The sequence below is a fragment of the Sorangium sp. So ce281 genome (assembly GCF_051527395.1).
GTDB lineage: Bacteria > Myxococcota_A > Polyangia > Polyangiales > Polyangiaceae > Sorangium > Sorangium cellulosum_B.
Genome location: NZ_CP150322.1, coordinates 4334564 through 4355991 on the forward strand (window position 1 = coordinate 4334564; position 21428 = coordinate 4355991).

At 70.3% G+C, this 21428-nt stretch carries 14 protein-coding genes; 6 read left to right on the forward strand and 8 right to left on the reverse strand.

Going from position 1 to position 21428, the window contains the following annotated elements; translation table 11 throughout:
• Positions 1-17: 17 nt before the first annotated feature.
• Genes WMF27_RS16335 through WMF27_RS16355 form a run of 5 tightly spaced genes read left to right on the forward strand, consistent with a single transcriptional unit; the run spans position 18 to position 9877 of the window.
• Positions 18-1253 (forward strand): DUF6361 family protein, encoded by a 1236-nt coding sequence (locus tag WMF27_RS16335; RefSeq protein WP_437767955.1) that lies wholly within the window; start codon positions 18-20, stop codon positions 1251-1253.
• Complete coding sequence (locus WMF27_RS16340) at positions 1237-3156, forward strand: hypothetical protein (protein WP_437944270.1); 1920 nt, start codon at positions 1237-1239, stop codon at positions 3154-3156. The genes WMF27_RS16335 and WMF27_RS16340 overlap by 17 nt, the downstream gene beginning before the upstream one ends.
• The gene (locus WMF27_RS16345; RefSeq protein WP_437767953.1) at positions 3153-6509 is read left to right on the forward strand and encodes a helicase-related protein; all 3357 of its coding nucleotides are present in this window, start codon (positions 3153-3155) and stop codon (positions 6507-6509) included. The genes WMF27_RS16340 and WMF27_RS16345 overlap by 4 nt, the downstream gene beginning before the upstream one ends.
• A 45-nt stretch (positions 6510-6554) precedes the next feature.
• Positions 6555-8903 (forward strand): glycosyltransferase, encoded by a 2349-nt coding sequence (locus WMF27_RS16350; protein WP_437767952.1) that lies wholly within the window; start codon positions 6555-6557, stop codon positions 8901-8903.
• On the forward strand, positions 8900-9877 hold the full coding sequence (locus WMF27_RS16355; protein WP_437767951.1) for a methyltransferase family protein: 978 nt from the start codon (positions 8900-8902) through the stop codon (positions 9875-9877). Before WMF27_RS16350 ends, WMF27_RS16355 begins: the two co-directional genes overlap by 4 nt.
• Positions 9878-9990: 113 nt before the next feature.
• Here the strand turns inward: WMF27_RS16355 and WMF27_RS16360 are convergent, their stop codons facing one another.
• Entirely contained in the window at positions 9991-11013 is a 1023-nt protein-coding gene (locus WMF27_RS16360; protein WP_437767950.1) for a zinc-dependent alcohol dehydrogenase family protein, read from the reverse strand.
• 104 nt (positions 11014-11117) lie between these two features.
• On the opposite strand from WMF27_RS16360, the gene WMF27_RS16365 reads away from it, so the two are divergent.
• A complete protein-coding gene (locus tag WMF27_RS16365; RefSeq protein ID WP_437767949.1) occupies positions 11118-12053 on the forward strand; it encodes a LysR family transcriptional regulator in 936 nt (311 codons plus the stop codon).
• 29 nt (positions 12054-12082) lie between these two features.
• Here WMF27_RS16365 and WMF27_RS16370 read toward each other — a convergent pair whose 3' ends face one another.
• The 7 genes from WMF27_RS16370 to WMF27_RS16400 form a co-directional block, all read right to left on the reverse strand.
• Complete coding sequence (locus tag WMF27_RS16370) at positions 12083-13417, reverse strand: hypothetical protein (protein ID WP_437767948.1); 1335 nt, start codon at positions 13415-13417, stop codon at positions 12083-12085.
• Positions 13418-13772: 355 nt separating this feature from the next.
• On the reverse strand, positions 13773-14201 hold the full coding sequence (locus tag WMF27_RS16375; protein WP_437767947.1) for a hypothetical protein: 429 nt from the start codon (positions 14199-14201) through the stop codon (positions 13773-13775).
• Between the two features lie 267 nt (positions 14202-14468).
• Positions 14469-15329, reverse strand: a complete 861-nt coding sequence (locus tag WMF27_RS16380; RefSeq protein ID WP_437767946.1) for an SDR family NAD(P)-dependent oxidoreductase — start codon at positions 15327-15329, stop codon at positions 14469-14471.
• A gap of 114 nt (positions 15330-15443) precedes the next feature.
• Entirely contained in the window at positions 15444-16166 is a 723-nt protein-coding gene (locus WMF27_RS16385; protein WP_437767945.1) for a hypothetical protein, read from the reverse strand.
• A gap of 7 nt (positions 16167-16173) precedes the next feature.
• A complete protein-coding gene (locus WMF27_RS16390) occupies positions 16174-17262 on the reverse strand; it encodes a hypothetical protein (protein ID WP_437767944.1) in 1089 nt (362 codons plus the stop codon).
• Between the two features lie 2 nt (positions 17263-17264).
• Entirely contained in the window at positions 17265-18593 is a 1329-nt protein-coding gene (locus WMF27_RS16395) for a hypothetical protein (RefSeq protein WP_437944271.1), read from the reverse strand.
• A complete protein-coding gene (locus WMF27_RS16400) occupies positions 18593-21349 on the reverse strand; it encodes a TonB-dependent receptor domain-containing protein (protein WP_437944272.1) in 2757 nt (918 codons plus the stop codon). Before WMF27_RS16400 ends, WMF27_RS16395 begins: the two co-directional genes overlap by 1 nt.
• Between the last annotated feature and the right edge of the window lie 79 nt (positions 21350-21428).

Here is a 21428-nt window from a genome sequence, read left to right on the forward strand (position 1 = left end):
CCGGAAAGGAGCTTGCGTTGATCTCGACGTTCACCTGGCTGGATCATTCGGATCGGGAGCGGCAGCGCGTCCTCGAAGCGATCGACCGCTTCAAGGAGAGCGACACGCGCGACGAGCTCGGGCTCGGTGGCATCCGCGACGCCTTCGCGGACCTCTTCTTCCCGGGCACGAGCGTCATCCAGACGCGGGCCAGGTACTTCCTGTTCGTGCCCTGGATCTACCGCGAGCTCGAGGCGCGCAAGACACCCTCGAGCGAGATCGAGGCCAGAGCGCGCAAGGCGGAGACGAAGCTCATCCAGGTGCTGAAGGCGTCGGACGACCCGCTCGGCACGATCGGTGGCCTCGCCGGCGAGACGCTGAAACGGCTGCCGAGCAACGTTTACTGGCTCGGCCTCGAGGCCTGGGGCATCCGCGCCTTCGATGGCTCGCAGGACGACTATCACCGCTCCCTCGACCGCTTCTACGCCGCGCGCGACCGCGCGGGGCGCGACGACGACGGCGAGCGGCTCGACGGGCGCGCGCGCCGCAACTGGCACGCCGAGATCCCTGATCCTCCCGATGGTTTCCCGGGCAACGCCGGGTTCGCCTTGCGCCGCGAGGAGGCGCGCTACCTCGCCGATCGGATCCAGCTCGCTGCGCCGCGCTCGTTGCTCGCCTTCCTGGCCCGCCGCGGCCGCCCCGCCGCGGTCGATTATGCCTGGATGCACCCCCAGTTCGGTGAGCTCTCCGGCGAGGTGCAGGAGGCGCTCACGCACGCGCGGCTGCTCGCGGAGACGATGCAAGGCGCGGCGTGGCTCTACAACGTGCTGCTCGCGGAGGAGCGCGCGCGAACGACGGGGAACCGCGAGGCGGTGGAGCGGTTCCGGGGCGCGCTCGCCGAGTGGTCGGAAGAGATGCTCGGACGGCGCAAGGCGATCGCTGCCTGGGATCGCTCCGCATTCTGGCGCCTCGTCCGCCAGCGCACGCGCGTGGCGCGGACGACAGAGGCGTTCGTCGAGGGCTGGCTCAAGCTCGCGCCCTGGGACAAGCCGGGCGGTGGGCCTGATGACAAGGCGGCGCGCGCGCTGGTGTGGCAGCGGGAGCAGCAGCTCAAGGGTGGCCGGGCGCGGCTCACCAACCCCCGCGCGCTGGAGCTCTGGGGGGGCGAATCGGGCACGGCGCGCCTCAGTTACCGGTGGGCGTCGGCGAGCCGGCTGCTCGCCGACCTGTACACGGCCCTGGGCCGGGGAGGGGACGATGCTTCAGCCGGATGATCGACGGGTGCTCCTCGAGGCGCTGCGGCCCCCGGACGGCTACGTCGTCGACCGGACCCTCGCCACGACCTACTCGCTCGACCTGATCGCATTGCTGGTCGCGCCGCTGTCCTTCTCGCTCTTCGACCGGATCGCACGCCGCGGGGATCCAGCGGCCGACGAGGCCGAGCCGCTGGGGGCGACGGCGCTGCTCCAGGCCGTGCGCGCCCATGCCGAGAAGCTGGTGGTGTTCTGCCAGGCGGGTTGCATCGCGCGCCCCGCGCAGTACCGCCAGCTCCTCGCCTACCTGGAAGGGTCCGTCGTCCAGGTGCGCGCGCGAAGCGAACAGGGGGTGTTCCACCCCAAGGTATGGGTGCAGCGCTTCACCTCGGTCGACGGCCCCGTGCGGTATCGGGTCCTGGTCAACTCCCGTAACCTCACCTTCGATCGGTCGTGGGACACGATGCTCTCGCTGGAGGGCGAGCTCAAGGACCGCACCAACGCGATCGCCCGGAACCATCCGCTCGGGGACTTCCTGGCGGCGCTCCCTGGCCTCGCGGTGCGCCCCGTCTCCGGGCGGGTGGTCACGGACACCGCGCTCCTTGCCGACGAGGTGCGCCGCGTCGCGTTCGAGGAGCCGGAGGGGTTCGAGGATCTCAAGTTCTGGCCCCTCGGCCATGACGACAAGACGCGGTGGCCGTTCGATACACGGATCGATCGGATGCTGGTGATCTCGCCGTTCGTCGCCGCAGAGACGCTCGGGCGGCTGACCACGACCGGGAGCGGGCACGTGCTCGTTTCGCGGACGGAGGAGCTCGCCCGCGTCTCCCCCGCGACGTTCGCGCACTTCGACGAGGTGCACGTCCTCAATGAAGGAGCGGAGGGCGAGCGTGAGGACGGTGACTCCGGCGGGGACGGTGACGCCGGCGAGGCGATCACCGCCGATACGGCCGCGCGCGGGCTTCACGCCAAGCTCTATATCGCCGATGCGGGGCGTAGCGCGCATGTATGGACGGGATCCGCCAACGCGACGCGAGCGGCGTTCCACGAGAACGTAGAGCTCCTCGTCGAGCTCACGGGCAAGAAGGGCAAGGTGGGCATTGACGCTGCGCTCGGCGACGGCGGCGGGTCGGCTGCCCTGCGAGCGCTCCTCGTGCCGTTCACGCCGTCCGGGGAGGCTGTGCCCGAAGACCCCGTCGACGCGGCGCTCGACCGTCGGCTACGCGGCCTACGCCTCGCGCTGGGGAGCGCTCCATGGCGGGCGAAGGTCGAGCGCGAGCCCGCGTCGGGGGACGACACCGAGCGCTACTGCGTCCACCTCCGCGCGGAGGGCGTGCAGCTCGACTTCGGGCCGGGCACCGAGGTGCGCTGCTGGCCGATCGCGCTCCCGCCGGATCACGCGATGGGCCTGTCGCTGTCCAGTGCCGGCGCGTCGACCACCTTCTCCCGGTGCTCGTTTCAGGCCCTGACGAGCTTCTTCGCCTTCCGTGTCGTGGTTCAGGAGGGCGCGCGGACAGAGCGGATCGTCTTCGTGGTCAACGCCCCGCTCGACGGGGCGCCGGAGCACCGGCATGCGCGCATCCTCCTGGCGATGCTCGATGATCCAGCCAAGGTGATGCGCTTTCTCCGGATGCTCCTCGCGCTCGATCCGGTGGAAGGCATCGAGGAGCTGCTCGACGCGGAGGGCACGCCGGAAGGGGCGGCATCCTGCTGGTCCGACGGGGGCTCGGGGACGCCGCTGCTCGAGGCCCTTCTTCGGGCGCTCGATCACGAGCCGGAGCGGCTGCGCGAGTTCGAACGCGCGGTGCGGGAGCTCGGGACCACCCCGGAGGGCGCGGCCGTGCTACCGCCCGATCTCTGGCGCATCTGGGAGCCCGTTCGCTCCGCCTGGGAGGCGCAGCGCTCCAGAGGAGGCCGGTCATGAACGGAGGCAAGGAGGCGCGCGTCGCCGATGCGGTGCTGGCAGGACTCAAGGACTTCCAGCGGCGGACGGTCGATTGGGTGTTCGAGCGGCTCTATGAGAAAGAGGGCGGGAGTGGTCGTTTCCTCGTGGCGGACGAGGTCGGCCTCGGCAAGACGCTCGTCGCTCGCGGCGTGATCGCGCGCGCGATCGATCACCTGCGCGCGACGGTGCCGCGCATCGACGTGCTGTACATCTGCTCGAACGGTGACATCGCGAGGCAGAACATCCAGCGGCTGAAGCTCGATGGAGACGGTCACGTGGCCCTGGCGTCGCGCCTGACCATGCTTCCCCTCGAGGTGGGCAAGCTCAAGAGCACGAGCACCGGGGTCAATTTCATCTCGTTCACGCCGGCGACGTCGTTCGACGTACGCGATGGGCTGGGCCAGGCGCAGGAGCGGGTGCTGCTCTACTGGATGCTCCGCAAGGCGTGGGATCTCGGCGCTGGCAAGGCGATGATCAACGTGTTTCGTGGTCACGTCGGCGCCGACCGTTTTTGTGAACGGATCGACAGCTTCGACCGATCCTTGATCGACGTTGCCGCCCAGGAGGCGTTCGAAAAGGCGCTCTCCAAGCGCGTGGCGCAGGAGAGGGAGGGAGGCGCAGTCGATCTGCGCGCGCAGCTCGACGCGCTGTGCCAGGCCTTCTCCTCGTCGAGCCGGACGATCGACCAGGAGACCGGCCGCGCCCGCGGCCGCTTCGTCGGCGCGCTCCGGTCGGTGCTGGCGGAGAGTTGCGTCGAGGCGCTCGAGCCAGATATCGTGATCCTCGACGAGTTCCAGCGCTTCAGCCATCTGTTCGACGACGACGAGGATGAGGCGAGCGTGCTCGCGCGCGCCGTGTTCGAGTACCCGAAGGTCCGGGTGCTGCTCCTGTCGGCGACTCCCTACAAGATGTACACGCTGAGCGACGAGGAGGGCGAGGACGACCACTACCGCGACTTCGTGCGCACCATCCGTTTTCTCGAGGGGAAGACGGGCGGCACCCGCCTGATCGAGGACGAGATGGAAGCGTACCAGTCCGCCGTCCTCGGGCTGACGCAGGCCGATGGGCCCGAGCGCCTCCGCAGAGCGACCGGGCGGCTCACGGAGCGGCTCCGCCGGGTGATGGTCCGGACCGAGCGGCTCGCCTCGACGCCGGACCGGAACGGGATGCTCGTCGAGGTGACCGGAGCGCCGCTGGAGCTTCGTTCGAGCGACGTGCTCGACTACCTCGCCGTGCAGGCCGTGTCGCGGGTGGTCGGGCAGCAGGACGCCATCGAGTACTGGAAGAGCGCGCCTTATGTGCTCAGCTTCCTGGACGAGGGCTACAAGCTCAAGACCGAGCTGCGCAAGGCGCTCGACGCGGGCGACCAGAGGATGCCTGTCGCCCGGGCCCTGTCGGTCTCTCCGACGGCCACGCTGCCCTGGGACAAGGTTCACGGCTATAAGGAAGTCGAGCCAGGCAACCCGCGGATGCGGGCGCTGGTGGACGAGCTCCTCGGGACCGGCGCCCACCGCCTGCTCTGGATCCCGCCCGCGATGCCGTACTACGCGCTCGGCGGGCCGTTCGCGGATGCGGGCGTGGCGCGGCTGACGAAGCGGCTCGTCTTTTCGTCGTGGCGGGTAGTCCCACGGGCCATCGCGGCGATGCTGAGCTACGAGGTCGAACGACGGGTGTTCAGCGAGGATCCGGGCGCGGAGTACACACCGGAGTACCGGGCGGGGCGGCGCGGGTCGCTGCGCTTCGGTGCCGAGGCCGATGGCCGCCTGACCGGCATGGCCGTGCTCGCGTTGCTCTACCCGAGCCTCTACCTCGCCGAAGCGTGCGATCCTGCGAAGCTTTCGGTCGAGCTCGCCCGGGATCGGTCGTGCGGCGACGCGCCGTGCAGCCTGGGCGCGATCCCCGCGACAGACATCCTTCAGCTGGCGAAGGAGCGGATCCAGTTCGCCGTGGACAAGCACCTGCCCCGCACCCGGGCGGATGGCCCTGCGGACGAGCGCTGGTACTGGGCCGCGCCGTTGCTTCTCGACCGCAAGCTCAGGGAGGCGACGACTGTCGCCTGGTTCCAGCAAGAGGACCTCGCTGCGGCATGGTCCGGCGCGGCGGACGCTGACGAGCCTGCCGAGGGCGAGGAGCGCGCCGGACGGGGCCGCTGGGCGGAGCATGTCGAGGAGGCGCGGACCGTCGCGCTCGGCGGCGTGGCCGCGGCGACGTCGGCGGAAGGGCAGAAAGCGCTCGGGCGGATGCCCGACGACCTTGTAGATGTCCTGGCGCATCTCGCCATCGGCGGGCCTGCGGTCACCATGTTCCGGGCGATGCTCCATGTCGTGGGCGGGGAATCCGCTCTCGACGAGGCGGGGCGGACGGCCCTGCGCAATGGCGCGGGGACCACCGCGTGGGCGTTCCGCGCGCGGTTCAACCAGCCCGAGGTGGTGGCGCTCCTGCGCGGCATGAGGCGGGACGATGATACGACGCCGTACTGGCGGCAGGTCCTCGACTACTGCGTCAACGGCTGTCTCCAGGCGGTGCTCGACGAGTACGTGCACGTGCTCCGCGATCACCTGGGCCTGCTCGCCGGGACGATCGGCGAGCGCGTTCACGAGGTGGCGGACGAGATCGTGGAGGCGATTGAGCTCCGGACGTCGCGTGTCGCCATCGACGATCTTGTGCGCAGCGAGGCCGGCCGCACGGTGAGGCGCGTGAGCCGCAATCTGCGGACGCATTTCGCTCTCCGGTATGGAGATGAGCGGTCGGATGACGGGTCCCTGGTGACGCGCGCTGACCACGTGCGCAAAGCGTTCAACTCGCCGTTTTGGCCATTTGTGCTGACGACGACATCTGTGGGCCAGGAAGGGCTCGACTTCCATACATATTGTCACGCCGTCGTTCACTGGAACGTGCCGTCGAACCCGGTCGACTTCGAGCAGCGTGAGGGCCGCGTTCATCGCTACAAGGGCCACGCGGTGCGCAAGAACATCGCCGAGGCGCACGGGGAAGCGGCGATTCACGACGGCGACCGCGATCGCTGGGAGGCCATGTTCGCCCGCGCCCTGGAGCGGCGCTCCGCAGACGCGACGCATATCGTACCGTACTGGATCTTCCTCGAGGGCGCCGCGCGCATTGAACGGCACGTCCCTGCGCTGCCGCTCAGCCATGATCGAGAGCGCATCCAGCGACTGCGCAGCTCCCTCGCCGTCTATCGTATGGTCTTTGGCCAGCCGCGACAGGAGGACCTTGTCGCCTACCTGATCGAGCGGGTACCCCGGTCGGAGCTGGACGCGTTGATGGCGGAGCTGCGCATCGATCTGAGCCCGGACTGCAGCGTGTCAGCCTGAAGCGCGAGTGGCGCTCTTCACTCTCGGCGGTATGGAGGAGAGCTCATGAAGATCCTACAGGTCATCCACGGCTATCCCATGCGCTACAACGCGGGCTCGGAGGTCTACACGCAGACGCTCTGTCGCGGGCTCGCCGGGCGCCACGAGGTCCACGTCTTCACGCGCGAGGAGGACCCGTTCGCGCCGGATTTCGCGCTCCGCCACGAGAAGGACACCGACGATCCGCGCATCTCGCTCCACCTCGTCAACACGCCGCGCGTTCGAGACGGCTACCGGCACGCCGGCGTCGACCAGCGCTTCGCCGAGCTCTGCGACCGACTCCGTCCCGACGTGGTCCATATCGGCCACCTCAATCACCTCTCGACCTCGCTCGTCGCGGAGGCCGCCGGGCGAGGGATCCCCGTCGTGTACACGCTGCACGACTACTGGGTGATGTGCCCGCGCGGGCAGTTCATGCAGACGCACCCGGCGGACCCGGACGATCTGTGGGCGGCGTGCGACGGCCAGGAGGACCGAAAATGCGCTGAGCGCTGCTACGCGCGCTTCTTCTCGGGCGCGCCGGACGAGCGCGAGGAAGACGTCGCGTACTGGACAGGCTGGGTCGCGCGCCGGATGCGCCACGTGCGCGAGATGGCCGATCTCGTCGACCTGTTCATCGCGCCCGCGCGCTACCTGGAGCGCCGGTACCGGGAGGCGTTCGGTCTGCCCGAGCGCAAGCTGGTCTACCTGGACTATGGCTTCGATCTCTCCCGCCTCGTCGGGCGCGCCCGAACCCCGGGGGAGCCGTTCACCTTCGGGTACATCGGGACGCACATCCCGGCGAAGGGCATCCACCAGCTCCTCGAGGCCTTTGGCCAGGTGAGGGGAGACGCTCGGCTCCGCATCTGGGGTCGGCCGCGCGGGCAGGACACCGAGGCGCTCCGCGCGATCGCGCAGAGGCTGCCGGGCGACGCGGCCGCTCGCGTGGAGTGGCTGCCCGAGTACCGCAACGAGGATATCGTGCGCGACGTCTTCGACAGGGTCGATTGCATCGTCGTGCCATCGATCTGGGTCGAGAACTCGCCGCTCGTCATCCACGAGGCCCTGGAGGCGCGCGTGCCGGTGATCACCGCGAACGCCGGCGGCATGGCCGAGTACGTGCACCACGAGGTCAACGGCCTCCTCTTCGAGCACCGCGACCCTTCCTCGATGTCGCGCCAGATGCAGCGCCTCGCAGACGATCCGGCGCTCGCCCGCCGCTTCGGCCAGCGCGGGTACGCGCAGTCCGAGTCCGGACACGTGCCCGACCTCGCAGGCCACGTCGAGGCGATGGAGCGCATCTACGCCGAGGTCATCGCCCGCCGCGACGCCGCTCGGATCGAGCCCGGCCAGGGGCCGTGGCGCATCACGTTCGACACGAACCCGGACACCTGCAACCTCCGCTGCATCATGTGCGAGGAGCACTCGCCCTACAGCCCTCTGCAGGAGGCGCGGAAGGCCGCTGGAAAGCCGCGCCGGTCGATGCCGATCGAGCTCGTGCGTCGCGTGATCGCCCAGTCGGCCGGCCGCGGCCTCCGCGAGGTGATCCCTTCCACCATGGGCGAGCCGCTCCTGTACGACCATTTCGACGAGATCGTCGACATCTGCCGGGAGCACGGGGTCAAGCTCAACCTGACCACGAATGGGACCTTCCCGCGGCGGGGGGCCCGGGAATGGGCCGTACGGCTCGTGCCGATCACCTCCGACGTGAAGATCTCCTGGAACGGGGCCACGCGGCAGACGCACGAGCTGATCATGCTTGGAGCGCGCTGGGAAGCCGTGCTCGAGAACGTGCAGGCGTTCATCGCCGTCCGCGACGCGCACGCCGCCGACGGCGGGAACCGCTGCAGGGTCACGTTCCAGCTCACGTTCCTGGAGGCGAACGTCGCCGAGCTCGCCGACATCGTGCGGCTCGCGATCGGCCTCGGCGTGGACCGCGTCAAGGGACATCACCTGTGGGCGCACTTCGAGGAGATCAAGCCGCTCTCGATGCGCCGCGATGCCGCGGCGATCCGGCGCTGGAACGAGGCCGTGCTGGCCGCGCGAGAGGCGGCGTCGGAGCGCGCATTGCCGAACGGCAAGCACGTGCTGCTGGAGAACATCTTCCTGCTCGACGAGTCGGCTCCCGAAGACCTGGCCCCGGGAGGTCGCTGCCCGTTTCTTGGCCAGGAGGTGTGGATCAGCGCCGAGGGACGCTTCGACCCGTGCTGCGCACCCGACGCGGAGCGCAGGACGCTCGGCGATTTCGGCAATCTCCACGAGGCGGGGCTGATGGAGATATGGAACGGTGAGCCTTACCTGCGGATGCTCAAGACCTACCGGAGCCGTGCGCTCTGTCTTGGGTGCAACATGCGGCGGCCGGCCGGTGAGCCATGAACGACTGGCGATGTGCCCGGGTCGCCCCGGAGAGGACGCACCACCTCGTGGACGGCGAGCCGCTGTACTCCGCACGCTTCGAGGAGGTGCTCGCGTTCCACGCCCCGGGCCTCTCGCCCGTGCGGTGTGGCAGCACGGCCTGGCACATCGATGCGCGCGGGGAGCCCGCCTACGCGCGGAGGTTCGAGAGGACCTTCGGTTTCTATGAAGGGCGCGCTGCCGTCTCGGCTCCCGAGGGCTGGCATCACATCCTGCCGGATGGCGCCGAGCTCTATCCAGAGCGGTACTCCTGGTGCGGCAACTACCAGGACGGTCGGTGCGTGGTCCGCGACAGCGAGGGACTCTACAGCCACATCGATCAGGCCGGGCGTCCCCTGTATGCGGGGCGGTGGCGCTACGCGGGCGATTACCGCGACGGCGCCGCTGTCGCACAGGGCGAGGATGGCCGCTCCACGCATATCGATGCGCGCGGCGAGCTCGTCCACGGTCGCCGTTATCTCGACCTGGACGTGTTCCACAAGGGCTTTGCGCGCGCCCGCGACGAGCGGGGGTGGATGCACGTGGATGGCCGCGGGCAGCCTGCGTATGGTCAGCGGTTCGCGATGGTGGAGCCGTTCTACAATGGCCAGGCGCGGGTCGAGCGCTTCGATGGATCGCTGGAGATCATCGATGAGGCCGGGCGCACGGTGAACGTGCTGCGGGCCCCTTTGCCAAGCGCGCTCGCGGCGCTCTCCGCGGACCTGGTGGGTTTCTGGAAGACCGAAGCCCTGGCGGCAGCGGTGGAGCTCGGCGTCATCGAGGTGTTGCCTGCGACGGAGGCGGAAGTGGCAGCGCGTTGTGGCCTGCCAGAGGAGCGGGCGCGCCGCCTTCTGCGTGCGCTGGGCGAGCTCGGCATCCTCGAAGGGGCAGCGGACGGCAGGTGGTGCACCACGAGCCGCGGGGAACACCTGCGCTGCGAGCCGACCGTCCCCTGACGCGCTCGAGCGCGGCGCTCGAGCGCGCTGGACCGCTGCGCATCTGCTGGTGGCGTTTCCAGGGTGAGGTGGCTCGGCCATCGCTGCCACTCCCTCCTCGCCGCCGCTTCGCCTCAGTCGATCCCGATCACCACCTTCCCGAAGTGCTTCCCCGCCGCGAGCTTCGCGAGCGCCTCGTTCGCCCGCTCGATCGGAAAGACCTCATCGACCACCGGCCTGATCCCGTGCAGCTCGAGCGCCGCCCCGAGCTCCACGGTCGACTGCCGCGACCCGACCACCGCCCCCTCGACGCGGATCGCCCGGAACAGGATCGGCATCGGATCGATCTGGCTCCCAACCCCGCTCAGCAGCCCGATCAAGCTCACCACGCCCCCCGTCTTCACCGCCTGCATCGATCGCGGCAGCGTCCCCGCGCCGCCCACCTCGATCACCCGGTCCACCCCTTCGCCGCCCGTCAGCCGCAGCACCTCCTCGTGCCACTCCGGCTGCTTCCGGTAGTCGATCGCCTCGGTCACGCCGAGCGCGCGCAGCCGCTCGATCTTCGCCGGGCTGGACGACGTGGCGATCACGCGCAGCCCCGCCGCGCGCGCCAGCTGCGCGGCGAACAGCGACACGCCGCCGGTCCCCTGGACAAGCACCGTCGCCCCAGGCGCCGGCCGCGGCCCCGACTCGAACAGCGCCGTCCACGCCGTCACCCCGGCGCACGTCAGCGTCGCCGCCTCGTTGAACCCGAGGTGCGCCGGCGCGCGGACGATCGCGTCCTCCCCGAACACCACGAGCTCCGCGAGCACGCCGTCGTTCCCGCCCGCACCGAGCGTCGTCGCACGGTACTCCCCGCGGAACGGCCCCGAGGCCCACGCCGGGAAGAACGTCGAGATCACGCGATCTCCCTCCTTCCAGCGGCGCACGCCCGCTCCGATCGCAACCACCTCGCCCGCCGCGTCGCTGAGCGGGACAAGCTCGTCCTTGCGCTCCCCGCCGTACCGGCCGCGCACGACCATGAGGTCACGGTAGTTGATCGACGCGGCGCGGACGCGCACCAGCACCTGCCCCGGACCGGGCCTGGGCGCGGGGCGCTCGGCGAGCGTCCATGCGTCCGACTCCGAAGCGTTCTTCCGAATGATGACAGTCTTCATGGCGTGTCCTCCAATCTTCCCTGGACACCCCATCCGTAGATCCATTCCTCCGGGCGCGGTAGTCCGCGCGAGGGAACGTCACCTGTGCTATTTCAGCACAGATCATGATCTCGCTCGCCGCGATCGAGCTGCTCGTCGCCACCGTCGAGACCGGGAGCTTCTCGGGCGCCGCGCGCCGGCTCGGCGTCACGCCGTCCGCGGTGAGCCGGCGCGTGATGCGCCTCGAGCAGGAGCTCGGCGTGGCGCTGCTGGCGCGCACGACGCGGTCGCTCCGCCTGACGGACGACGGGCAGGCCTTCTACGCGCGCTGCGTCCGCATCGTCGAGGAGCTCGGGGAGGCGACCGAGGCGATCGCGCGCGCGAGCAAGCAGCCGGTGGGGCTCCTGCGCGTCGACGCGCCGGTGGCGCTCGGACGGGACGTGATCGCGCCGAGCCTGCCGCGCTTCGCGGCGCGCTACCCCGACGTCCGGATCAACCTGACGCTGCGCGATCAGCACGTCGACCCCGTGGCCGAGGGGCTCGACCTGCTCGTGCGCATCGGCCCGCTCGGCGACTCGAGCCTCGTCGCGCGCCGCCTCGGCGCGAGCCGCCTCGTCCACTGCGCGGCGCCGTCCTACGTCGCGCGGCGCGGCGCGCCCGCGACGCCGGCCGATCTCGCGCGCCACGACTGCGTCGGGTACCTGCGCGACGGGCGGCCCACAGGGTTCCGCTTCCTGACCGGAGACGGCGATGCCGTGCTCGAGGTGCCCATCTCCGGGCCGTTCCACGCGAACGACGTGGATGTCCTGAGGCACCTCGCGATCGCCGGGAGCGGGGTCATCGCGATGTTCGACTTCCTCGCGAAGGACGCGCTGGCCGAGGGGACGCTCGTGACCGTGCTCGACGAGTTCCCGACGACGACCTGGCCGATTCACGCGCTGTACCCGAAGAACCGGCACCTCTTGCCGAAGGTGCGCGTGTTCGTCGATTTTCTCGCGGGGATCTTCGCTCCACCCTCGCCCCAGCGCCGGGGCGAGCGCCGGCGGAGCGGGCGACGTTGAGCGCCCCCTCGCGGGGGCCGTCAGCGCTGTCAGAACTGGTAGAGCCCGCCCGCCTCGACGCCCCAGCCCGTGCGGTCGGCGTCATGCTGCAGTGCGGCCGCCGGATCGAGCTTGTGGCGCGTGAGCAACAGGGAAGGCTCGAGCACGATCGAGAGCCCCTTCAGGGGCGCGAAGGCATACCCCGCGCGCAGGGTCACGTTGCGCTCGATGCCGGGACCATTGGTGCCCACGCGCGCGGCAGCGGTGGCCGGCGCGCCGCCCGCCGCGGGGGTTCCGGGCGTGTAGCCGAGCTGCATCTCGTCGGTGCTGAGCACCATCGCGGTCCCGGCGACGAGGTGCAAAGAGTGCTTGTCGAACGTGACCTTCCCCGACACCCAGCCGCCTACCTCGGCGACGTCGTCCGTGCGAGAGCCCTGCCCGAGCGTCAGGAGACCCAGGTTGGCGAGGTTCTTCCCGCCGTACGCTTCGGCCCGCACGTTCAGCGAACCGGCCGTGATCTCGCCGAACAGGTTGCCGCCGAGCGCCAGCCGCCCCTCTTCGGTCGGCAGGTTCGCGTCGAAAGCGAGCCGCGTGCCGATCACCGAGGCGCCCACCCATGCGGTCTTCTCGGCGCGATAGCTCGCGCGCAGCGAGACGGTCGGCGTGCGCGAGTACTCGACGTTGTTGAGGATGGCCGTGACGTTCTGGCTGACCAGACCGAGCGCGGCGCCCACCTCGACGCTGCCGACGTTCGCCAGGTAGATGAACTGGTGGCGCACGAAGCCCGAGTTTCCGGACTGAAACATCCCACCCACGAGGTTGTACGTGTGCGTGTTCAGCGGCGAGAACAGATCCCAGGTCTGGCCGAGCGTGAGCTTGTGCCCTTCGGCGGGAGTCCAGTCCAGGAACGCCTGACGCAGGCGAAGGCTCGTCCCCTGGGCCGGAGAGGACTTGCCGAAATCGATGAAGTCGACCTCGACCTGCCCCTTCACGGGCGTGCCCTCCCCGACGGCCACGCCAAGGCGCGTCTGCTGCGCCTGAAAGGTGAGGCCGACGGCGTCCGGATCGGTGAGGAACAGCGGGTTCACCGCGGCCGTCGGGGCGGTGTAGTTCGGGTTGCCGAAGGACTCGAGGCCGTTCCCCACCACGACCGTGGGCTTGACGATCCCGTAGACACGCACGAGAGGCTTGTCGTCGGCCTTCTTCTGCTCGACCGGCGGAGGAGGCGCAGGGCGGGGCTCCTCCACGGGCGGCGGCGCGGCCGCACCCGGCGCAGCCTGCTGAGCCGGCTCCGCCGGCTGCGCGTTGCTCGTGGCCGGCGCAGCGACCCCGGCCAGCGAGAGAGAGACGACAAGGGCTGCGCTGGGCGTCTTCCAAGTGATCATGAACAATCTCCTCCGGCGGTGAATCGGCTACGCGGGTTCACGCTCCGACGTCCACGAGGGCTGCATCGGCGCCGCCGTCGACCATGCCACCCGTCATGTCGGTATTCACGTGGGTCTCCCGAGGGCATGGTTCGCGCGAAGCGATTTCAATACGCCGACAATCTTATCGTGGGCTGTGAATGGCGGGACACCCTACTATCGATCCGTCGGGCTACCAAAAAATACGCCCCAAATCAACGGGGATCCCCGCGGCGAGCGCTCGGCGCGGTGGCGCGAGCCGGAGCGCGCGGACGCCGACAGATAAAGATCAATCCGGATCGTAGCTCCCCGCCAGCCGTGCGGGCCGACCCAGGGACTAGACCGTGCCCTCCGGCGCGCGCTGGCGGAGCGCGTCCTCCAGCGCGCGCTCGAACACCGCGCGCGACGGATGGACGGTCAGCTTCCGGATGGCGGTATTCGCGATCTGAACCCCGAAGATGACCACCCTGGATTGGAGCAGGAAGTGAGCTCCCTCGACCGCATGGAGGACGGAAATCGTCGCCGCGGTCAGCCGCGTGCGCGTGACGTGCTCGTAATCGGTCATCGCCTCCCAGTCATTGAAGACCAGCACTCGGCCCTCCGCGGCGACCCGCCGCAACAACACCTCCTCGATCGCCGCGGCGCCCGCCTCCACCAGCACCCCGGTGACACACGTGACCATCAGCGCCGGCGCGGGGCACCAGATCTTTACCGTGCCCTCGTTGCACCAGTGGGTCTGAAGCGGGCGGGCAGGGAGCGAGACCATACGGCTGGCGGGTAGACTGGGCCGCGGGCGACCCTTCGTCGAGGACCTCGACGCACGATCTGCATCCGAGTGAGAAGCAGCGCGACGGGCCACGATCTCCGCGCTGTTGTGCTGTGAGGGGCCCGACCCTCACGCGAAGTGAAACATTCAATTCGGGCGGCTGAAAACAACCTGTGCAGTTCTCCTGTTACAGCGACGGATCTTTATGCTGCCCGGGGCCGACCCGCCTCGCCTGCGCGCGGCGCGCGCTCCGGGCAGCCTGCCCCGTCAGGGCTTCGCCGCGCCCGCCATGAACGCGGCGAACGCGTCGGCGTACTCTGGATGCCAGCGCGACAGCGCAGGTCGGTTCCGGATCAGGTCGTCGGCCGCCCACTGCACGCGGCGCTCGTCCATCTCGCGCGTCACCGCGTTGTCGGGACAGAGCAGGTAGAAGTCGCCACGGGCCATGCCTTCGATCATCCGATCCACCACCTGATCGGCGGTCCATGCCTCCGCGGGCTTCTCCGGGCCTCGCGCGGTCATCCCGGTGAACGTGTAGCCCGGGATCAGCAGGTGGGCGGAGATCTTGCAGCCCGCCACGTTGCGCAGCTCGTGGGCGAGCTGCTCTGTCAGCACCTTCACGCCGGCCTTCGAGACGTTGTAGGCAGCGTCGCCGGGCGGGGTGGTGATGCCCTGCTTCGAGCCCGTGTTCACGATGGCGCAGGCGGTGCCCTGCGCGATCATCGCCTCGGTGAAGGCCTGCACGCCGTGGATCACGCCCCACAGATTGACCTCGATGAGCCGCCGCCAGCGCTCGATGTCCCTCCACGGCTTGCCGCCGCCGCCGACTCCGGCGTTGTTCATCAGGACCGCCACCTCGCCGAACGCGTCGTAGGCGGCCTGCTTCAACCGATGCACGTCCTCGAGCCTGGCGACGTCGGTCGGCACCGCGCGCACGCCGGCCTGGCCGCCGGGCGCGGCGGCGGCGACGCGCGCGGCGGCCTCGTGCAGCGCCGGTCCGTCCAGATCGGCGAGACAGACCTTCAGGCCCATGCGCGCGAAGCGCTCGGCGGCCGCGAGGCCGATGCCGCTGGCGGCGCCGGTCACCACGGCGGCGCGGCCAGGTGTCAATGCGGGATGGTCATTCACAGCAGATCTCCGTCATGTGTTGATGGCGCGCCGCCTCTGGCGCGGCGATCGGGGCGAGCATAGTGGGCGCCGGCGGGTCTGGCCACCACCCAGGGCGCGCGCCGCGAGGCCGCCTCAGCCCGCCACCCATCCGATCATCAGCCGACCGACGGCGAGGATCACCAGCAGACCGACCGCGAAGCAGCCGAGTCCCGGGCGCTTGCCGCCATCGCCTGCTCCCGCCGCCTGCAGGCTCACCGCGTCCGGAGGATCAAGGCACTTTTTTTTTAGCGTCGGCGCCCGCTTCCACCGCGCGGGCGCGGCGTCGCCTTCGAGCAGCGCCACCGGGGGCGTGCGCTTCACGATCGCCATCGCGCGCGCCGCCCGGCTCTCCGGGACACCTCGCCTCGACGCGCGGACCGCCGCCTCGGGCAGCCCGAACACCTCGCCGGAGCCGTACGTCCCCGCGAGGCCCTCGAGCACGCGAAGGTGCCAGTCGGCGGGGATCGCCCCGGGCAGCGCCTCGATCGCCTCCTCCGGGATCGGCGGGAACCACACGGCGAAGTGCTGGACCTGCCTTCCGGTCCAGTCCTTCCGCGCCGGATCGAGGAACCGCGTCGCCACGTAGGGAAACACGAGAGGGCCTCTCGGCCCGGGCTCGTCGATCTCGAGCAGGCCATAACGGAGCTCTCCGGCGCTCGCGTCGGCGTCGCCGATCATGGCCTCGAGCGCCGTGAGCCAGGCGGGGAGGGCCGGGATCTCGGGCACGCAGATGAACTCGTAGTCCCAGTGCTCGCCGCGCGTCCTCCAGAGGAGGCGCGAGGTCTCGACGACGGGCGCTGGCGCGGGCGCGAGCATGGCTGTCCTACTGGTTCTGGTGGTAGGCCCGCGCCCCCTCGTCGTTGCGCAGGGCCGCGGCCATCGCGCTCAGGACCGCCGTGAACGCGTCGCCCCTCCGGATCGCGCCCTCGCGGGTCTTCTGGAGCCTGTCGAGCCGCGTGGTCGCGAAGTCCTTGATCGAGACGAACCGCAGGATCTTGCTCACGATCTGGTATCGCTTCGGGAGGAAGTCGTCGAGGGAGTCGACGAACGTGACCAGATCGCGCAGGCCCTGGAAGAACGTCTCACCGGCCGATCTCTCCTTCCGCGTGGCCTGCGCCTCGCGGACCGCGCCCTCGACGGTGCTCACCAGGACCGCGGGCGCGAGCGTGCGCACGCCGAGCGAGGTGCCCGGGTCGACCTGCGCGTCGGCGTCGACCGGCGCGGCGACCGACGAGAGCAGCATGAAGCGGTGGCCGAACGCGCGCTCGGCGCGGAGCACGGCGCAGAGCTTGGCGAGCTGATCGTCGGCGTCGCGGCACACCTCGCGCTCGAAGTCGCTCGCGCTGTACTCCGGCGGGAACAGGTCGGCCTTGCTGAGGGCGAGGATCCACTCGCGCGGGAAGCTCACCTCGTCGCCCGTGGCGGCGCTGGTCCGGCGCAGCCGGTCGCACTCGTCGGCGAAGTGCTCGAAGAGCCACCGGATGTAGCCGGTCCCCTCGCTCCGGTACTTCGCGCCGTCCGCAAGGAGGATCCCGACGTGGCTCATGCCGAGCTTGAGCAGGCCCTGGCGCATCGCCTCCCGCTCTTCCGCGTCGATCGGCTCGTCCTCCCACCAGCGCCCGGGGTAGTCGTACCAGTGGATGCGGAGCGCCGCCTCGGGCAGGTCCCTCGGGAAGAAGTCGAACTCGTACGCGTCGAAGCGCGTGCTGCCGTCCGGGAACCTGCCCTCTTCGAGGCGGTAGAAGCGCCCGAGGAGCTGGTTGCCCTGCGCCTTGTTGACCGCCTGGATCTTGTAGGCGTGCTCGATCTGAAACGACGGCTGCGTCTGCGCCCGGTAGAAGGCCGCCAGGAGGACCGTCTTGCCTGCGCCGGAGGCGCCGAACAGGGCGACGTGCAGATCGAGCGGCGGCATGACTACTCCTGCTCCCGCACCTCGACCTCCATCTGCCTCACGCTCGAGCCGCCCCGCGTGTCGTGGACGACCGCCCACAGCGACACGCGCCCCGGCTTCGAGGGCGGCGTCCAGGTGGTCCCGTGGCGCTCGCCGAGGCCCGTCACCGCGTCGCTCACGAGGCGCCTCGCCCCGTCGAATCCGCCCCCGTCCGTGTAGTAGTCGACCCAGAGCGCCTCGTGCGCGGGCGGCCCCCCGAGCCCCGTGGCCTCCACGTCCACGTCGGCGGCGTCGGACGGCACGATCACGTCGATGTCGTAGGTCGTGCAGTCGTCGGCGTCCGGCTCTGCCGGGCCGCATCCCTGGGCCTTCGTTTCCGGCCGGATGCACGGCTCCACGACGGGCAGGCCGCTCTCGCCGAGCGCGACCTCCTTGTCGTCCAGCTTCAGCGTGAATTCGTCGATGGGCGGGTTCGTGTTGGCTCGCTGATCCGAGTCCTGGAAGACGAACACCTGCGTGTAGCCCACGACGAAGCTGTCTGGACCGAGCACCTTCCCGTCTTCATCGACGCACTCCAGTGGAATCCCCGTGATGTCTCCCAGCGCCGCGGACGGGTCAGCGCCTGTCAGAACCGCCGTCAGCGCTGCTGACAGCGCCGGCGTCGGCCGCACCTTGCCGGCGCACACGGCGAACAACACGTAGGCCGACGAGTACTTCGTTCCGGTCGCGGTGTGTCCTGCGTCCGGGCGCCTGAGGATGTCGCCGGACAGCGTCCACGTGAACGACGCTGCGTTGGGCTTGCCGCTCAGCGCCGGCTCGAGCTCCTGTCGCTTGAAGAGAGCGGTCTGCTCCTCCTGGCCGCCATCGCCGCCGGCGCTGCCGCCATCGCCGCCGTCGCTGGCGCCGCCGCCGCCGTCGCTGGCACCGCCGCCGCCGTCGGCGCTGCCGCCGCCGCCATCGTTGGCACCGCCGCCGCCGTCGTTGGAGCTGCCGCCACCTCCGCCTCCCTGCGGCGGGATCATTGCCGCAATGGAGGTGCCTATCCACTGCGGGAGGCACCCGATCTGCGCGTCTATTCCGACAGGCGGGTTCACGCAGCCCCCGATCCACGCGACCTCGACCTTCCGCGGGTTGCCGTCGGCGTCGCCCAGCCCGTCGGCGTACGTCATCTGGAACGTCACGGGCGTGCCCCGCGCCGGGTACGGCCTGTCCGCCGTCACGGCCAGGACGCGGAGCCCCTCCACCTCGGACGACGGAGCCAGGTCGCTCCCCGAGCAGCAGGGGATGCCGAGGGCCAGGGTCGAGAGCGCGGCGAGCAGCGCGCGGCGAGAGGGCAGTCGGGTCCGTTTCATCAGAAGTCTCCTCGCAGCCCGAGCGTGGGCAGGAAGGGGAGCCCCGTCACGTACTCCCGCTTCGTGTAGTTGAAGTTGTAGCTGATGCCCTCCGCAGCCTCGTAGTTGTAGACGTTCTGCACGTCCAGGTAGAGCCCGAGCTGCCACGTCTTGAATCGCCACGTCTTGTCGACGCGGACGTCGAGCTGATGGAACAGCGGCATCCTCTCGCTGTAGTCGCCCCCGAGCGGGAAGGGCGAGTACTTGCCCGAGGAAGCATGGTAGATCGCGTTCACCCGGTTCGGATTACACCCCTTCTGCTCCGGATCGCAGACATAGGGTGTCTGCAGGTTGCCCGACACGAGGCGGAAGCGCGCGCCGACCTCCCAGCCCCGGCCGAGCTGCAGGTTCCCGAGCACGGTCAGCACGTGCGTCTGGTCCCACGGCGTGGGGTGCTCCTCCTCGCCGGGGCCGTCCGTGCGCACCGACCGCGAGAGGGTGTACGCCGCCCAGCCGAAGAAGCGATCGTCCGGCTTGTACTTCAAGAGCACCTCGCCGCCCACCGCGTACCCGGTGCCGTTGTTGGCATATCCGTCCTTCTCGGCCGAGAAGACGACCTGCCGATCGAGCTGCTTGTAGAACCCGTCCACCGTCACGTCGATCTGCGGCGTGATCTCCTGCTCCACCCCGAGGCCGTAGTGGATGGATCGGTTCGACTTGATATCCGCCGTTCCGAACGGCTCGACGCTCTCCTCGAACTGGGGCGCCTGGTAGTAGAGGCCCACGCCGCCCTTCGCCGTCGTCCGCGGGAAGCCGCTCCGGATGTCGTAGCGCGCGTTGACCCTCGGGCTCACGTCGAGCGTGTGCGTGTCGAGCGCGTAGTCGACGCGCACCCCGGGGACGATCCGCGCGCGCGGCGAGGGGACCACCTCGAACTCGGCGTAGGCGGCCGGCCGGGCGTACGGGCCGTCGAACGACTGGTCCTGCGCGGGGAGCGTCGAGAACGGCTGGTTCGACGGGTGACCTGCAGGCTGCCTCGTCGGCGCGTGGAGGTTGACCGTCGCGATGCCGCTCGTTAGGTCGGTCCCGACGTTCATCGTGAGGAACCTGGCGAACCGGTGCGAGTACTCCAGCCGCAGGTCGAGCGAGGCCGAGGTGATGTTGAAGGAGAGGGGAGCGACCCCGAAGTCGAAGACGTCCCTGCCGAGGGCCAGCGACCAGAGGATCCTGTCCCGGTTCCCCAGGCGGTTCTCGTAGCTGAGCTGGAGGCGCTGGAAGGCGGTGTGCAGCCCGAAGTCGCCCGTCAGCGCCGGCTCGTCCTCCGGCGGCTTGTCCAGGGTGATCTTGAAGGCGTCGTCCGATCCGTAGAAGCTCGCGCGCACGCGCTCGCTGGCGGAGGGGCGGCCCTCGAGGACGAACTGGTAGTCGTAGTAGACGGGCGCCTGCGTCACGCTGGAGCCCGCCTCCTTGAGCACGGGCCCGAGCCACGCGTCGACCCAGCTCCGCCGGCCCGCCGCGATGAACTTCCAGTCCTTGAGGTACGGGACGGGCCCCTCGAGGAGCACGCGCCCGTCGATGAGATCGAGCTGGACGACGCCGTGGTACTTGCCGTCCTGCTTCGGCGAGCGGAGCCCGACGTCGACGATGCCGCCCATGGCGCGGCCGTACACGGCGCTGAAATTGCCCGGGTAGAAGTCGATCTTCTCGAGCATCTCGGTCGGCACGACCGAGGAGAGGCCGCCGAAGTGGTAGATGATCGGCACCGGGGTGCGATCGATGAACGTGAGCGTGTCCTGCGGCGCGGACCCGCGCACGATGAGCAGCCCGAACCCGCTGCGCGCGACGCCGGGCAGGCTCTGCAGCGAGCGCAGCGCGTCGCCGCCGGTCCCCGGGATGCGGTCGATCTCGCGGCGCTCGAGCGTCCTCCGGGTCACCTCGCGCGGCGGGCGCTCGCCCTGCACGGTCACCTCGATGCCCGGCGCCGTGCCGTCCTTGGGCGCCGCGAGCGAGATGCGGTAGCGCACCTCGATCGCCTCGCCCTCCGCGATGTCCTCGTCGGCCGTGAACGGCTCGAACCCCGCGGCGGCGACCTCGACGCGGTACTTGCCGGGCGGGAGGTTCTTGAAGCGGAACTTGCCGCGCTGGTCGGTCTTCACGTCCTCGCGGCCGCCGTCGGGCCGGAGGAGGCTGACCGCGATGTCCGGGAGCCCCTCGCCGGTGCTCGCGGACAGGACGGTCCCGACGACCGTCTCGACGTCGGCGGGCGGCGCCGGAGCCGCCGTGTCGGCGGGCTTGGGGGTGAGCGTGAACGCGTACCGGTAGAGGATGCGCGCCGGCGCCGGCGTGCCGTCCGGGCGCCGCGCCGGCTCGAACACGAGGCCGGGCGCGGCCGCGAGCGCGGCCTCGTCGAAGCCGTGCCCGCCCGGCGTCGCGACCTCGGCCTTGGTGACGCGCCCGGTCTTGTCGATGTCGAGCTTGAGGATGACGCTCCCCTCGACGCCCGCGCGCTGGGCCTCTTCCGGATACACGGGCGGGGCGTACGTGATGAGCTTCGGCGGGCTGACGGCGGCGGGCTGCGCCGGCTGGGCCGTGCCCGGCTGGGGGACGACGACCGCGCCGGCTCCGCCGCGAGGAACGGAGGCCCCGCCCACGTCTCCCTCGAGCGGAGGCTCGTCGGCGGGCTGCGCGCGCGCCGCGCTGGCGGTCATCGCGACCGCGAGCAGCAGCGCTTCCGAGACAGCGAGGCGCATCGCAGAGGGCGCTTTGAAAGAACGCATGTGCGTGGTGCTCTCGCACATCGAGGACGAGGGGAAAAGCCGGAACACGCGGCCGGGATGTGCTCGGGGGGCCTGTTCG

Bases quoted from the DNA above. Each gene is read 5' to 3' on its own strand.
- WMF27_RS16370 (WP_437767948.1), bottom strand. From the start codon at position 13,417: ATGATCACTTGGAAGACGCCCAGCGCAGCCCTTGTCGTCTCTCTCTCG.
- WMF27_RS16345 (WP_437767953.1), top strand. From the start codon at position 3,153: ATGAACGGAGGCAAGGAGGCGCGCGTCGCCGATGCGGTGCTGGCAGGA.
- WMF27_RS16365 (WP_437767949.1), top strand. From the start codon at position 11,118: ATGATCTCGCTCGCCGCGATCGAGCTGCTCGTCGCCACCGTCGAGACC.
- WMF27_RS16360 (WP_437767950.1), bottom strand. From the start codon at position 11,013: ATGAAGACTGTCATCATTCGGAAGAACGCTTCGGAGTCGGACGCATGG.
- WMF27_RS16340 (WP_437944270.1), top strand. From the start codon at position 1,237: ATGCTTCAGCCGGATGATCGACGGGTGCTCCTCGAGGCGCTGCGGCCC.
- WMF27_RS16385 (WP_437767945.1), bottom strand. From the start codon at position 16,166: ATGCTCGCGCCCGCGCCAGCGCCCGTCGTCGAGACCTCGCGCCTCCTC.
- WMF27_RS16350 (WP_437767952.1), top strand. From the start codon at position 6,555: ATGAAGATCCTACAGGTCATCCACGGCTATCCCATGCGCTACAACGCG.
- WMF27_RS16390 (WP_437767944.1), bottom strand. From the start codon at position 17,262: ATGCCGCCGCTCGATCTGCACGTCGCCCTGTTCGGCGCCTCCGGCGCA.
- WMF27_RS16395 (WP_437944271.1), bottom strand. From the start codon at position 18,593: ATGAAACGGACCCGACTGCCCTCTCGCCGCGCGCTGCTCGCCGCGCTC.
- WMF27_RS16400 (WP_437944272.1), bottom strand. From the start codon at position 21,349: ATGCGTTCTTTCAAAGCGCCCTCTGCGATGCGCCTCGCTGTCTCGGAA.
- WMF27_RS16375 (WP_437767947.1), bottom strand. From the start codon at position 14,201: ATGGTCTCGCTCCCTGCCCGCCCGCTTCAGACCCACTGGTGCAACGAG.
- WMF27_RS16355 (WP_437767951.1), top strand. From the start codon at position 8,900: ATGAACGACTGGCGATGTGCCCGGGTCGCCCCGGAGAGGACGCACCAC.